This is a genomic window from Bradyrhizobium sp. 41S5, assembly GCF_011516665.3.
Lineage (GTDB): Bacteria > Pseudomonadota > Alphaproteobacteria > Rhizobiales > Xanthobacteraceae > Bradyrhizobium > Bradyrhizobium quebecense.
The window spans coordinates 5,404,150-5,418,641 of sequence record NZ_CP083721.1 but is presented as its reverse complement, the minus strand read 5'-3'; the positions used below and the strand labels follow the sequence as shown (position 1 = coordinate 5,418,641).

At 58.5% G+C, this 14,492-nt stretch carries 15 protein-coding genes and 1 pseudogene; 15 read left to right on the top strand and 1 reads right to left on the bottom strand.

Features of this window, described 5'->3' with window-relative positions:
• Positions 1-43: 43 nt before the first annotated feature.
• Positions 44-220 carry a hypothetical protein gene (locus tag HAP47_RS26415; protein ID WP_173642097.1) on the top strand — a complete coding sequence of 59 codons (177 nt, stop codon included), beginning with the start codon at positions 44-46 and terminating at the stop codon, positions 218-220.
• A 33-nt stretch (positions 221-253) separates the two neighbouring features.
• Here the strand turns inward: HAP47_RS26415 and HAP47_RS26410 are convergent, their stop codons facing one another.
• On the bottom strand, positions 254-1,141 hold the full coding sequence (locus HAP47_RS26410) for a LysR family transcriptional regulator (protein ID WP_173642098.1): 888 nt from the start codon (positions 1,139-1,141) through the stop codon (positions 254-256).
• Between the two features lie 102 nt (positions 1,142-1,243).
• On the opposite strand from HAP47_RS26410, the gene HAP47_RS26405 reads away from it, so the two are divergent.
• The 14 genes and pseudogenes from HAP47_RS26405 (at position 1,244) to HAP47_RS26335 (ending at position 14,437) form a co-directional block, all read left to right on the top strand.
• The gene (locus HAP47_RS26405; protein WP_173642099.1) at positions 1,244-2,338 is read left to right on the top strand and encodes an ABC transporter substrate-binding protein; all 1,095 of its coding nucleotides are present in this window, start codon (positions 1,244-1,246) and stop codon (positions 2,336-2,338) included.
• Between the two features lie 325 nt (positions 2,339-2,663).
• Positions 2,664-3,653, top strand: a pseudogene (locus tag HAP47_RS41645) (hypothetical protein).
• A 286-nt stretch (positions 3,654-3,939) separates the two neighbouring features.
• Positions 3,940-4,557, top strand: coding sequence for a nitroreductase family protein (locus tag HAP47_RS26390; protein ID WP_173642100.1), 618 nt, complete (start codon positions 3,940-3,942; stop codon positions 4,555-4,557).
• Positions 4,554-5,477, top strand: coding sequence for a DMT family transporter (locus HAP47_RS26385; protein WP_173642101.1), 924 nt, complete (start codon positions 4,554-4,556; stop codon positions 5,475-5,477). Before HAP47_RS26390 ends, HAP47_RS26385 begins: the two co-directional genes overlap by 4 nt.
• 109 nt (positions 5,478-5,586) lie before the next feature.
• On the top strand, positions 5,587-6,438 hold the full coding sequence (locus HAP47_RS26380) for a dienelactone hydrolase family protein (protein ID WP_173642102.1): 852 nt from the start codon (positions 5,587-5,589) through the stop codon (positions 6,436-6,438).
• A gap of 242 nt (positions 6,439-6,680) precedes the next feature.
• Positions 6,681-7,454 (top strand): sugar ABC transporter substrate-binding protein, encoded by a 774-nt coding sequence (locus tag HAP47_RS26375; RefSeq protein ID WP_210285354.1) that lies wholly within the window; start codon positions 6,681-6,683, stop codon positions 7,452-7,454.
• 54 nt (positions 7,455-7,508) lie between these two features.
• Positions 7,509-7,841, top strand: a complete 333-nt coding sequence (locus HAP47_RS26370; RefSeq protein ID WP_210285355.1) for a hypothetical protein — start codon at positions 7,509-7,511, stop codon at positions 7,839-7,841.
• A complete protein-coding gene (locus HAP47_RS26365) occupies positions 7,838-8,101 on the top strand; it encodes an ATP-binding cassette domain-containing protein (protein WP_173642103.1) in 264 nt (87 codons plus the stop codon). The genes HAP47_RS26370 and HAP47_RS26365 overlap by 4 nt, the downstream gene beginning before the upstream one ends.
• Before the next feature lie 250 nt (positions 8,102-8,351).
• The gene (locus HAP47_RS26360) at positions 8,352-9,143 is read left to right on the top strand and encodes an ABC transporter permease subunit (RefSeq protein WP_210285356.1); all 792 of its coding nucleotides are present in this window, start codon (positions 8,352-8,354) and stop codon (positions 9,141-9,143) included.
• A 196-nt stretch (positions 9,144-9,339) separates the two neighbouring features.
• Positions 9,340-9,834, top strand: coding sequence for a DUF2938 domain-containing protein (locus tag HAP47_RS26355; protein ID WP_173642104.1), 495 nt, complete (start codon positions 9,340-9,342; stop codon positions 9,832-9,834).
• 223 nt (positions 9,835-10,057) lie between these two features.
• Positions 10,058-10,918, top strand: coding sequence for an MBL fold metallo-hydrolase (locus HAP47_RS26350; RefSeq protein WP_173642105.1), 861 nt, complete (start codon positions 10,058-10,060; stop codon positions 10,916-10,918).
• A gap of 133 nt (positions 10,919-11,051) precedes the next feature.
• Complete coding sequence (locus HAP47_RS26345) at positions 11,052-12,449, top strand: amidase (protein WP_173642106.1); 1,398 nt, start codon at positions 11,052-11,054, stop codon at positions 12,447-12,449.
• Between the two features lie 20 nt (positions 12,450-12,469).
• Complete coding sequence (locus tag HAP47_RS26340) at positions 12,470-13,360, top strand: polysaccharide deacetylase family protein (RefSeq protein WP_173642107.1); 891 nt, start codon at positions 12,470-12,472, stop codon at positions 13,358-13,360.
• A gap of 33 nt (positions 13,361-13,393) precedes the next feature.
• Positions 13,394-14,437: an MFS transporter gene (locus tag HAP47_RS26335; RefSeq protein WP_210285358.1), complete on the top strand. Its 1,044-nt coding sequence runs from the start codon at positions 13,394-13,396 to the stop codon at positions 14,435-14,437.
• Positions 14,438-14,492 lie beyond the last annotated feature (55 nt).

The window sequence follows — 14,492 nt, the reverse complement described above, 5'->3', positions numbered from 1 at the left end:
GTTCGCAGATGCGGCAATACGGGGGGGCAATATTGCAGGCCGAATGACAGCCAGTGGCGCCGAAGAAACCTCCGGGCATATCAGTCAGGTCGATAGCGGTGCCGCGGACACGGGAGTTGCCTCGGAGCAGGTATTGAATCTCGCGCAGATGCTCGCGGCCGAAAGTTGCCGTCTTCAGCAGGAGCTCGATGTCTTCATGGACAATGTCCGGGCGGCCTGAGCGATAACAGGGACGAGTCGTATTTCGGAACGGTTATTCGGCGAGTTCCTCAACGATGAAGTCGAGGAACGCCCGAACTTTCGCCGGCACGTAACGGCGGGATGGATATACGGCGTAAACCGAGTAATGCGTCGACGTCCAGTCGTTGAGTACGGTCTCGAGGGTGCCATCCGCGAGATCGTCCTTGATGTAGACACTGGGCAGCAGACTTAATCCGCAACCGGCTCGCATCGCATCGCGAACCGCAAGGCTCGACGTCGCGCGGTAGCGGCCGGTGACAGAGACACGCTCCCGCTCTGCACCCTTGCTGAACTCCCATTCGTCGACGTGGCCGGACAGTGTGAATCTGAGACAATTATGGTTTTGCAGGTCGCGAGGATGTGTCGGTCGGCCGTGAACCTCAAGGTAGGCCGGTGAACCACAGACGACTTGCTGCATTGTCGTCAGCTTTCTTGCAACGAGGCTGGAATCCACCAGTGCCTCGGTTGCCCGGATTGCGATGTCAAATCCGTCCTCGACCAGATTGATCTGACGACTGTCGGTATGCATATCGACGGAAAGATCGGGATATTGAGCAAGAAAGCGGGGCATCGCCGAGGACAGCCGCATGAAGGTGAGCGTGGTCGGGACCGCGACGCGAAGCAAACCACTTGGGCGGCGCTGAAGTGGCCCGAGAGCCGCGGCTGCCTCGTCAAGCTCGTCCAGGGCGCGAACGACGGAATCGTAATACTGGATCCCGGCTTCGGTGCGGCTGAGAGTTCGGGTGGTTCGGTTGAGTAGTCGGACGCCAAGGTGGGCTTCGAGCTCACCTATATTCTTGCTTATCGCAGCCGGTGACAGACCGAGCTGCCGTCCGGCGGCAGCAAAGCTGCTCAGCTCCACAACCCTTCTGAAGACCGTCAATGCAGTAAAACGATCCATATTCGCCACCGAAGGTAAATAGTAGGCTCACTGGTACTGGTATTAATTTCCAGGAGGAAACGCAATAGGTCTGTCGATCCACCTCAGGCAAAGGATCTTCAGATGACGACTCGGTTGACTACGACCCCGGAGCAAGGCGCGACGGCTCTTTCTGACATGAGCGACCCTGCCGAGGCAGAGCGTGTCGGACGCTTGATCGAGAGTGCGAAGAGGGAAGGTTCCCTTTCGTGGATCGGTGTCCAGTTTTCTCCGGATCGTGCCGAGCCGATCATCGAGGACTTCAAGCGTTACTACGGGCTTGAGAGTCTGGAGGTCGAGTACAGCTACACGCCGACTGGCGAGATAATCAAGCGCGTCGAGGAAGGGCTTCGGAATCAGAGCAACGTGATCGACGTCGTCTGGACCTCGTCACCGGCCTGGTACCGTGACTTGCTCCGTCGCGGCGAGATCATGCGCTATGAATCCCCTTTCTATCGCGACTATTCGCTATCGGACCGAAACGGGATGTCAGAACCCGGCTACTGGGTATCTGACGCCTATACGTTCATCCCGCTCTATAATCCGTCGTCGGTCGAACGCCACGGCATCAGAGACTTCAAGCCGGAGAGCTGGTCGGATTTTGCGGATCCTCGATTGCTGTGCGCCATTTCGATGATCGATGTTGCAGTATCCACGACCGCAGCGCCCGTTCTTGCCGGCATCACCAAGGCGATGGGAGATGAATGGCTGGAGAAATTGGGCAGGAACAAACTCACACTCCACGCGAGGGGAGGAGACGGGCGCGAGGGGGTAGGCTCCGGTGAACATGCGATCACCATGTTCGGTACTCCCGCCGACACGCTTGCGCTGCTGGAACGTGGCATCAAGGTGCAGCAGATCTTTCCGAAAGAAGGCGTAGTGCTTATCCCGTTTACGCCGATCATTCTGAATCGTGCCCCGCATTCCAGCGCTGCCCGGCTGTTTATCGACTTTGTTCGCTCGCCGCACGGAACACAGATGGCGATGGCGACTAAGGGGGAGGCCCTGATCTTCTTTGGACGCCCGGGTGTGACGTCGACATATCCTCATCTGTTGCCGGCCAGCGAAGATGTGGTTGCCATCCCCTTTGACTGGGATGCGGAAGCGACGAACGAGGCTATCGAAACATTCCGTGAGAAGGCGCGGAGAGCCGGAATTGTCCGAAACCAGACAGTGTGATTGCAGCTGATCTCCGCGGTTAAAATCGCGGGGATCATTGCCTTGCTGAATGTGATCCGACGCACAATCCGTCGGGTCCGGAAATCGAAGCCGATGCACGACGCAACGACGGCTCCGACCCAGAGACGGTGGGGCACGTAGCCATTTTTCGAAGCATGTGATCGTCGTTCATCACTGACGTTCACGACTGCATCCACCGGCGGCCGCGTTGTGGCTTCGGCGAGCTCATTCAAGTCTTCAGAAATCGTCAGGACGACCGGCAAACGAGTCGTCACGCGGTTCATGAGGGCGAAAGATCTTGAAGAGCATATTTGTTGCTACGTTGATGCTTGTCGCGGGCGCGGGTCGACTTGCTGCAGCCGATTTGCCCGGCAAGGCAAAGCCAGTCGCGGCAGCCGATCCGGCGCCGCTCTTCTTTGTTAACGACAATCGTCTGACCTATGCGTATCAGTTCGCGGGCACGCAGCCTGGAACTCCCGGGACGACCGCCAAGCAGGTCTACGCGTTTACGCACTTCGACGCCTGGGCCTACGGCACGAACTTCATCAATTTGCTGCTGGAGCAATCTGATCATCACGCGCCCGCTAATCCGTGCCCCGTTATTGGCACTAACTGCGCTGGATATTCAGAGTTTTACGGACTGATCCGCAGCACATTTGGCTTCAATCAGATCTTCAACACGAAGGTGTTTTCGGTGGGCCCCCTGCAAAACATCTCACTCGAGGTCGGCGTTGACGGCCAGACAGCCAACAGCTTTCCAGCATTTGCTACGCGCAAGGCTGTTGCTGGTCTCCAGTTTGCGTTCAATCTGCCCTACAACGGCTACTTCAACATTGCGCCGTTGTATCACAAGCAATGGGATCACAATGCCTACTATACCCCCGCGTTCGCCGGGCCGTTTCCTGACGTACCTGACGGAAGTGTAGAGTATCGAGGGAGCTGGGCTGTCGAGATGAATTAAGACATGAATCTGGGCTTCCTGCCGGAGAACATGCGGTTCTTCTCGATCTGCGGCCGGGCCGGCTTCTACGGTCCCAAGGGTACGGGCGCTCCTGCTGGCGCTGTGTCTCCAACCCTGACGACCCGGACCGAAATCAACAGCGAGCCGATCCGTTTAACGTTCGACGCAGGCAAGGCGTTTGTTGGTCCGAACTATTCCCATTTCGTGGACGTCTGGATCGCCTACCGGTACTGGAAAAACAAGTTTGGTCTCGATGACAGCAATCCGGCCAATACGGTCTGTTATACCGGCGGTACCAATAATCACAGTTGTACCGAGTCGTCGCTGTATACCGGCGTCTCGGTGAAATTCTGAAGACAACGCAAGCCCGCTGTTTCGCCAAATCCGCTCCGCGAGTGGCAACGATCAGCGATGGCTCTGTCCTTGATAGTGACCTCCCAGACTTGGCCGGGCTTCTGCGGCCGAGCGCCCCGCTACCGAAAGGTGGCGGGACCCTTTTTTTCGAACTCACGATGATCGTCGCTGACGCCTGCATTCTTCACCAGGAACGAAGAATGTCTTGCGTGGATCGTCGGTTACCGTCCGGTGGGAAACGCCATATGGACATGACTTCATTATTGTTATGAGGAATGAGCCAAAGATGTCGAACCCCGTCCAGGACCTGATCTCAAAGCGCGTGTCCGCGGGCCTGTTTAGTCCGGGATTGCAACTGGAGCGTCCGGCCATTGAGCGCCTGATCGGTCTCGCGATGCGGGCACCCAGCGCCTACCATCTTCAGAACTGGCGTTTTATCGTTGCTGATACCGACGCAGCCAAGCAGCGTTTGCGCGCGGTCTCCTATAATCAGAGCAAGGTGACGGAAGCCGCTGCGGTTGTAATCATGGTAGGCACGAAACCAGATGCCGACAGGCTGCAGGCCGATCTTGCGCGGGCGGTTGCTGCGAGCGTTCTTCCGCGGGGTATCGATGCCGAATGGGCGGCCGCTGTGCGCGCAAAGTATGACGGTAATCCCGAGGCTGTGCGCGACGAGGCAATCCGGAGCGTCAGTCTGGCCGCAGCCACGTTGATGATTGCCGCAGATTCAGAGGGCCTCGCGACGTGCCCCATGAACGGGTTCGATCCCGCAGGTGTTGCGCGCGAATTCCACCTCGCAGCAGACGAGATACCCGTCATGCTTGTCGCGATCGGCCAGATCGCCCCTGAAGCCTGGTCGCAGAAGCCGCGTCTGCCGGTAGCTGAGTTGCTGAGCTACGCATGACCGGGCGCGAGAGGAGGGCCGCAGACTATGTTCTTGCCGCGGCTGCTCCTGTGACCTGGGGCACCACTTACTTTGTCACAACGAATTTCCTGCCTCCCGGTTATCCGCTTATGGCGGCGCTGTCACGGGCGCTGCCGGCTGGGCTTCTGCTCCTTGCGATTGCAAGGCGCCTTCCTTCCGGGGTCTGGTGGTACCGCATTCTCGTACTGGGCATCCTCAATTTCTCATTGTTCTTCCCGATGCTCTATGCTGCGGCCTATCGCTTGCCAGGAGGCGTCGCGGCGACCGTGGTCTCGACGCAACCATTGCTGGTCGTCCTTCTATCTCGCTGGCTGCTCGGTGGGGCGATAAGTACTCGTGCAGTTGCAACGGCTCTTGCCGGACTCGGAGGCGTCGCGATGACAGTGCTTACTCCGGCCGCCTACCTGGATGCGATTGGAGTTGTTGCTGGACTGGTCGCAGCCGCATCCATGGCGACCGGCGTTGTGCTCTCGCGGCGATGGAGCCCCGAGGTGCCACTGCTGACGTTTACGGCCTTGCAGTTGACCGCCGGAGGACTGGTATTGTTACCCGTGGCTGTTCTTTTTGAATGGCCAATGCCGGCGCTGAACGGCGCGAACCTTGCCGGTTTTGCTTACCTTTCGCTCGTTGGCTGCGCGCTTACCTACATTCTCTGGTTCCAGGGCATTTCAAAACTTGAGACGACGTCGGTTTCGCGGCTTGCGCTGTTGAGCCCGGTGACTGCGACCGTCATCGGCGTTCTTCTGGCAGGCGAGAGCCTCGGCAGTCTCCAGATGGCAGGCGTCGCCATCGTCCTTGTCAGCATGATCGTGAGCGGTGGCGGCCGGTCGCCGACGCGGCCCGACGCCACTGTCACAGCTGCCGGGCCGGTCAGGGGCGAGGAGCTCAGGACGGGCTGAAGAAGGCCGCGAACGTAGCGCCTCTTTCGAAGATCGCTACCCCGACATCCCTCTGCAGGACTGCGCAGCGAACGTCCGAGTTACGGACGGTAAAGTGAAGGAAAACTCAATGTGCGATGAACTAAGCCACGACGATAACGAACGCTATCGAGCCACCAGGCGCCATATCTCTTCCGGCAAGCACGGTGGGCTCGAGCAGTCCTCGCGGGGGCGTTACAGTCCCGTGTTTGGTATGCGCTCAGCCATCGAAACGCCGGATGGCATCGCAGATTCGTTTTTTGTGGCTCCGACAAAAGGAAAGTATCCGGGCATCCTGGTGTGGCCAGACGTGATGGGCCTGCGGCCAGCCTTTGAAGAGATGGCGAAGCGAGTAGCCCAAGAGGGCTACGCCGTGCTGGTGGTCAATCAATTCTACCGCAATACAGAGGCGCCGTTTCTCAAGCCAGGGGAGGATTGGAGGCAACCCGATATCAACGCAAAAATCACGTCGTGGGGTAAGGCACTGACGCAATCCGCGACGGCGAGCGATGCGAAGATCTTTATCGACTGGCTCGACAAGCAAAAATCAGTCGATACAAGTCGTGGGATCGGTTGCGCCGGCTACTGCCTCGGCGGGCCAATGATGATGATCACGGCAGCCGCAATTCCGGATCGCATCAGGGCTGGCGCATCGTTTCATGGGGTAGCCTTGGCAACGGACAAGCTCGACAGTCCGCACCTCCTTGTTCCTCTCATGAAAGCCGAGTGTCTCTTCGCGATCGCCGAGAACGACGACGAACGAAATCCGCGTGAGAAGGAAAGGTTGCGTGGGGCGTTTTCCGCATTCAGTCTGGCTGCGGAAATCGAGGTCTATGATGGGGCCATGCACGGCTGGTGCGCGATTGACAGTCGCGTGTTCCATCGGGCCCAGGCAGAGAGGGCTTGGGCAAGACAGCTCGCTCTCTTTGACCGGGCGCTCTGACGTCACGCGCTGCGCTGTTCCGTTCAAGCGCAGTCCGATCGATTTACCCGAATTCAATATGCACGACGGCCATCCGCCTGATAGGGCGATGGTCGTCGGCATTTTACGAGCTACCGAAAACGCGGTCGAGTCGGCGATGAATTGTATTCGTCATTGCCGGTCATGGGTCTCTCTGCGAGTGGCCGTATTGCGAGTCTTGCGGTCCAAAATGACACTCCTGCGAAACAAAGGGGGAGACCGTCATGTTGATGATCAAACGAACTACCGGACGTGCATCGCGAGGTAGCCGCTCGGGTTGGATGCTTGTTGTCGGGCTGGCTGGCACGTTGTCGGCGCTTCCTTGTACAGGTGCCAGAGCCGACGCGGTTGCCGACGGCATCGCGAAAGCAAAGGAAGTTCTTGTACCGTTCCAGATGAAGGCGCCATTCAGCGCTCCCGGACCGGACTTCGACGCGAGGAAATGCGCCCAAGGCAAGAAGATACTTGCCATGCCGAATACCAGCGCGAACCCCTTTCTCAAGGGAATCATTGATCGGGAAATCGCCGCTGGTGCTGTTGTCGGCCTGCGCGTGAGGGAGTGGCAGAACCTGGGCTTGCCCAGCCAATGGGTGCAGGGCTTCGAACAGGCAATACGGGACAAGTACGATATCGTCGACCTCGTCTCGAGCATTGATCCCCAGACGCTGCGGCCGCAAGTGAAGGCTGCCTCCGAAGCGGGTGTCAAGGTGATGACAACCCATTTCTATGATCCGACAATGAAGCAGGATCCGCTCGTATCCAGTTCATTGACACTCGACTATGGCGAGGTCGGAAAGATCCTCGCAAACTGGACCGCCGCCAATCTGGATGGTGCAGCCAATGTTGTGCTGGTCACCATGAACGAAGTACCGACCGCTCTGCCTCTGGTCGCTGCGATCAAGGCCGGGCTCGCGGCGAATTGCCCGAACTGCAAGGTCGCCCAGGAAATCAATGTCGGCGTTACTGAGTGGGCCACAAAAATCCAGCCCGCTGTATAATCAGTTGTCCAGGCGCACCCCGAGGTCAATGCCATCATTCCGATCTTCGACTCGATGGCGCAATTCGTGGTGCCGGCTCTGCGTCTCACTGGCAAAGCCGGTAAGGTAAAGATCGCGACCTTTAATGGCACGCCCTTTGTGCTGGACTACATCCAGCAGGGGTTGGTGGATATAGACATCGGGGAAAGTCTCGACTGGATCGCCTACGCGACCATCGATGGCCACCTTCGTGATCTGTGCGGTCTCAAGAGCCCGGCTGCGCTCAATGTCCCGCTCTACATCTTCGACAAGACCAATGCGAAGGACGCCGGGACGCCCGCGAGCTTCGATACCGGTTATGGAGACTCATACAAGAGCGGGTTTCGCAAGCTGTGGGGGCTGGAATGAGCCTCGCCGACTTCATTGGGATGCCAGACGGCGCCGGACCCGTTTCCCCTGGCATTCATCGACCACCCGTTTTGCGACTGCAGAACATTACCAAGACGTTTGGTGGCGCAAAGGCCTTGTGCGGGGTGTCCCTGACCGTAAAGGCCGGAAGTGTTCATGGATTGCTCGGCCGAAATGGCTCAGGCAAGTCGACGCTCGTGAAAATCCTCGCCGGCTTTCACGAGCCGGACGAAGGTGGGGGAACTCCACTTCAACGGTGAGCGGGTCAGACTTCCAGTCCAGCCCGGGGACTTCCGTCGAATCGGTATGAGCTTCGTGCACCAGCGCCTGGGGCTCGTGCCATCGCCTACGGTTCTTAAGAACTTGCGATTTGCGAGCCTTTCTTCATCCCGAACGTAGAAAATCGACTGGCGACAAGAAGAAAAGCGCGCAGCTCGGGCTCTCGAGCGCTTCCATCTTCCGCTTCGGCTAGGGCAAAGAGTGGATAGTCTCACGCCTGTGGAGCGCGCATTGCTGGCGATCGTACGGGCATTCGAGGAGATACAAGCAGACGACGATCCAGAAGGACGCCCCGGACTGCTGGCGCTCGATGAGCCAACGCCATTCCTGCCGAAAGAAGGCGTAGGGCAACTATTCGGCCTCGTTCGATCCATCACGATTCGCGGTTCGAGCGTTGTGTTCATCTCCCACAGTATCGATGAAATTATGCAGATCACCGACCAGATCACGGTATTGCGGGATGGTGTAGTTGCGGGAGAGGCGACAACGGGTGATGCGACGCATGACCAGGTCGTGGAGATGATTGTAGGTCGCGTCATGGCGCGCGCGCCGCGAGTGAAGAAGACAACGTGCGATACGCCATCCGTATTCGCTCGTCTGTCGAACTTGGCCGGAAAAATGCTCAAGCCGACCTCAATTGATCTCCGGAAAGGCGAGATCCTGGGGAACGGTATCCCGATTGCGCGTGTCCAGATCGGTGCGCTGTTGACTTCCGGAGTTCTGGCGGCGACCGCTGGCATTGTCTATGCCGGCGTGCTCGGCTCGGCTGATCCGTATTCTGGAATGAACTATCTATTACCGGCATTTGCCGCCGCCTTCCTTGGAGCGACGATGATACTGCCTGGCCGATTCAACGCATGGGGCTCGATGATCGCGGTCTACTTTCTGGGCACCGGCATTACGGGCTTGTCGATGCTTGGTGTTCCGCTTTGGGTGACAAACGTGTTCAACGGTGCGGCGCTCATTCTCGCCGTGACCATTTCGCAAATAACTCGTGGACGGGAAGCGTCTGACATCGGTTGATATGCCTCCGATCAAGCGAGCGGCCCTGCCGTCGTCATCGGCTCATCCCCCTTCGGTCATTGTTTCCTTTGCGTTGTGAGTGCCGTCACGGGCCTGCGTGTTCACTCGCGTGTCTCCGGGCTGTAGAGCGCCTGTGAGCCAACAGAAATAGCCGTTCGGGCGAATGGCATTTGTCAGGCAAACAGGGGAATGTGCCGTGAATGAAGGATGGGTGCTTGTTTCAAAGTCGGTCCTGATCGGGGCGGGAGGGACCGCCGTGATGGATCTGTGGATGCTGTTCATGAAGCTCGGCTTCGGAATTGCGCCGATCGACTATGCTCGCATAGGTCGCTGGATAGGCACTTTCCCGGCCGGTCGATTTGTACATGCAAACATTGACGACGCTGACCGGGTCGTTGGCGAACGACCTTTGGGCTGGACGGTGCATTATCTGTTCGGCATCGCCATGGCTGCTATCCTTATCGGATATTGCGGAACTGCCTGGACCCGTAGTCCGACCCTTGCTCCACCCCTGATCATCGGTCTTGTTACTATTCTGATCCCATTTTACGTAGTGCAGCCGGCCTTCGGCATGGGTTTCACGGCGTCAAAGGTGCCGAACGCACAGTTCGCCCGCATGAGAAGCCTGATGACGCACGTCGCGTTCGGCCTCGGGCTTTATCTGACTACATGGCTCTGCGCGGCCTGGTGATTGCGCCTGGTCAGGGCTTCACTTCCACGCCCTGGCGTACGGGAACGTGCTGCAATGCGCCAGCAGGCCAGTATCGCCTCGTTCCCGCTCCTGACGCTCGCCGCCTCGACATTATTCACTGCCGGTAGGCAGTCTCATAGCGAATGAGCTGCTTGATAGCGGTTCATTCCGAAAACAATGTCGTGTCGTCAAAAGACATCGAACAAATGCACAAGGTAATGGAATGAGCCAGGAACTCGTCGTTGATGACCTCACAATTCATCGCATCATCGATCAGCAGACGCCGTTCATGGCGTTTCGGGACATGTTGCCGGACCTTTCCGCTGAGGTTCTCGCCGAGAACATGGGTTGGCTGAAGGAGGGAGATGCCGTCGGCGGCGACGATGAAGCAATCTTCTGCTTTCAGTCTTACGTCGTACGAACGCCGCACCACGTGATTCTGATCGACAGCGGGATTGGTAATGACAAGCCCCGTCATCGGCCGCTCTGGAATATGCAGAGGGGCGACGGTTACATGCGGGCGTTGAATGCCGCCGGCTTTTCTGTTGGCGATGTCGACTACGTCATGTGCACCCATTTGCATCCGGACCATGTTGGCTGGAACACACGGCTTGAGAATGGCCGTTGGGTCCCCACGTTTCCGAACGCCAGGTACATCTTTGGCAAGTCCGAGTTCGAGAGCTGGGAAAGGAAGAATGCCGAGACGCCGGTTGCGCCAATTGTCGACAGCGTTCTTCCCATCGTTGAGGCCGGAAGGGCAGAGCTGGCGGAGTCCTGCTTTACGATCGGGGATCATGTCCGCGTGATGGCTACACCCGGACACACTGCGGGTCATAACGCCTACGTATTCGGTCGTGGAAAAGATGCGGTCGTGTTTTCCGGAGACCTGATGCATTCTCCGTTGCAGGTCCGCTATCCCGAGTTCTCGCCAAGGTTTGATGGCGATCGAGAGGCCTCGGCTGTGACGAGGCGAACCTTTCTCGAAAAATACTGCGAAACCGATACGTTGATCTGTCCTGCCCACTTTCCGTGGCCCCGAAGGATCCGGGGCGGGCGCAATGGCTTTGCTTTCGAAGCCCAATAACCGGACGTGGCCAGGGGAACGTCGCCCGGGCCAATTCGAGCCAGGAATGCCGGACGGATCACCGTCCGGCCGTAGTGCCTTTGATCTCTTGCGAGGGACCCGGGTGACCGATAGCGAGCTCATAGAGAGTCCGTTGACCATCATAGCGGATCTGTTCCGGTCGAAGAGCCTTTCGCCGGTCGAGTATCTGAAGGCGTACCTGTCTCGCATCGACCGCTACGATCCGTTGATCAACGCGTTCATCGACGTTGATTGGGAGGGAGCAACCGCCGCCGCTCGCGCCGCTGAGCGGGAGATTGTGAGCGGGCGGCACCGCGGCTTCCTGCATGGCGTCCCCGTCGCGATCAAGGATATCTTTGACATCGAGGGTCAAAGAACCTCGGGTCACTCGAAGATCCGGCTGGATCACATCGCTGAGCGCGACAGCTTCGCTGTCCGGCGGCTTCGCGAGGCCGGGGCCGTCGTTGTTGGTAAGACCGCGTTGCATGAATTCGCGACCGGCGGACCTTCCTTCGATCTGCCATGGCCGCCGGCGAGAAATCCCTGGGACATCAAACGCCATCCTGGCGGCTCGTCCAGTGGATCCGGCGCCGCCGTGGCAGCCCGGCTGGTTCCGGTTGCCCTTGGCACCGACACCGGAGGATCGGTTCGAAACCCGGCCACCACTTGCGGCGTCACCGGGATAAAGCCGACGTTCGGCGCGGTAAGTCGTACCGGCGTATTTCCGCTCTCGCCCTCGCTTGATCATGTCGGTGTGATCACTGTTGGCGTGGAAGACAACGCAATCGCGCTCGAGCCATTGCTCGCAAAGGACCCGGAAGAACCCGAGAGCGTGACGCACCCGTCGCGGGATCTGCACAATGGCATGAATGACGGCATACGCGGGCTCCGTCTTGGCATCCTTGAGCAATTCGGAGTGCAGGCGGATCCGCAAATCAGGGGAGCGTTATCAGATGCCATTGAAGTATTTAAGGGACTGCGCGCGGACCTTGTCCCCGTGAAGCTGTCACCACTTGAGCGGTACGTCGACTGCGGTCGGCTGATCCTTCAGGCGGAGAGCTTTGCCATCCACGAAACCTGGCTGGACACTCGCCCGGATGATTATGGCAAGCGGGGTCGAACGCGGCTCGGCGCGGGCAGGGCGCTTTCGGCAGCAAATTACAACAAGGCCCTGGATACGCGTACGGAATTGCGACGCGAGTTTGCGGATGCGACGGCAACGCTTGACGCGGTCCTGTGCGTGTCGAGCCTCGAACTGCCGTGTGCAATCGAGGACGAAGCCGAGATCAATCGCAGCTACGATCGCCAGGCGCGCACGCCCTTCAATCTCCTCGGATTGCCGGCGCTCTCAATTCCGATCGGCTTCTCTAAAGAAGGACTGCCAATCGGTCTGCAGATCGCAGGCGCCGCGTTCTCCGAAGCAACAATCTACCGGATTGCGCGCAGCTACGAAGCTGCCACTGGGTGGCATCGTCGATATCCGGATCTCGACGCATTGCTCGTCGCAGATAGCCGCGAAGGGAAAATCTAACAGGACAATGGAACATAAGTATGCACCCGCGACAGCGCCTTGACTTTGGCTCGCCCTTCCGTCGATCGCCGCTCAAGTCGACCGACGGTACACGTCTGATCATCTGGCCGGTCGTGAATATCGAGGAATGGGAGATCGAACGGCCGATGCCGCGCCAGGCATCGCCGCCGCCGGGAGGCGCGGCGGGCGCCGTTCCGGATATGCCAAACTGGACGTGGCACGAATACGGGATGCGTGTCGGGTTCTGGCGGCTCTTCGAGGCGTTCGAAAAGCGCAAGATCAGACCGACAATCTCGATCAATGCGAAGGTCTGCGATACCTGCCCGGAAGTACCCACAGCTGCGCGCGACGCTGGCTGGGAGTTTATGGCGCATTGCTATGTGCAGATGCCTATTCACAGGGTGGACGACGAGGCGGCCATGATCCGGCAATCGACCGAACGACTGAGTCAATTTCTCGGGCGTAATGCCAGCGGCTGGCTGGGACCGGGAAGGACCCAGACGTTTGAAACCCTGGACCACGTGGCGGCTGCCGGGATCAGGTGGTTCGGCGACTGGATTCTGGATGACCAGCCGGTTTGGGTGAAGACGAAACACCGGTCGCTGGTCTCAATCCCTTACACCGTGGAAATCAACGACATCACGGTCATGGTGAGCGGTCAGCACGAATCAGATGCTCTTCTGAAGCGGGCAAAGGACGCGTTCGCGCGCCTCTACGCGGAGAGTGAACAGTCTGTCCGCATCATGGCGTTTGGCGTCCACCCCTACGTCTCGGGAGCAGCTCACCGCATCCGCTATTTCGAGGAGATGCTGGACTTCTTCGGACAGCATCAAGGCGTTTCGTTCTGGACTGGTGACCAGATTTACGAGTGGTTCCTGACCCAGAGCTGTCCTCCCGGGGGCAGGTTCTGAAAAGGGGGGCGAGCCGGGGTCAGAAGCCGCAGAATGAAAAAGCAAGACCGCGACAACGATACAACAGGGAAGAGACAAATGACGATATCAACGCTGCGAGACGAGGCGGTCACAACCGACAGCACAACCACAAGCCGGACATCGAGCGCGATCGGCATGTTCGCAATACTCTTGCTTCTTTATGGAGTGAACGCGATGGACAGAAACCTGTTCTTCGTGCTCACGACTGACATTCGTCAGGCGTTGAATCTTTCGCTTCCGGAAATCGGACTGGCCTCGACCATATTTACCCTTGGCATGGGCATCGCCGGCGTTCCCGCCGGCTTCCTGCTAGCAAAGCTTCCTCGCAAGGGCGTCGCGATCCTGGGCACCGTAATTTTCTCAGGCGCAACATTGTGTACGGCTTACGTTAGCGGACTGCACGATCTGCTGTTATGCCGGTTTATTACGGGACTGGGCGAGGCAATGCAGTTGACGGCGATCCTGGCCATCGGGACAACCTACTTTGCCAGAAATCGCGCCATGGCCGCCAGCGCAATGAATTTTGTCTTCGGAATTGGTGCGACTGTCGGCCCCAATCTCGGTGCGGCAATTCTGCATTTCAGTGACTGGCAGATGCCGTTCATTGTATTCGGGCTGGTCGGGATTCCGTTTCTTCTCGCTACGGTGCTTATGGTGCGTCCATGGTTCAGCGAGGCCGGAGCGAGCGAAGAAGCGTCAGTCGCAGCTATGCGAGAGGGTGTATCGGATACCGTGTTTTCGCCCCGTCCGCTGCTGCTCGCGGCCGCAACCGTATTCGCGGGCCTGGCTCTCTTTGGTTACCTCGGCCTGTACTCCAGCTTTCTTCGTGAACAGGTAGGTTTCACCGCGAGGCAAGCCGCTCTTGCCATAGGATGTTATGGCTCAGGCGCGCTGATTGCACTGGTTGGCGGGTGGCTGGGAGATCGCTACGATTACCACAAACTGTTGCGATATGCGTTTCTTGCTGCTGCTGTGATCGGCGGTGGTCTGTTTACCGAGTGTCATTCGGCCTGCAATATTGACCCCCTAAGCCGGGGGATCGGCGTCCAAAATTGACCCCCTACAGATTGGTCTGTTGCGCTGCCTGCTTTGGAACGAAGCAGGTGGTGGG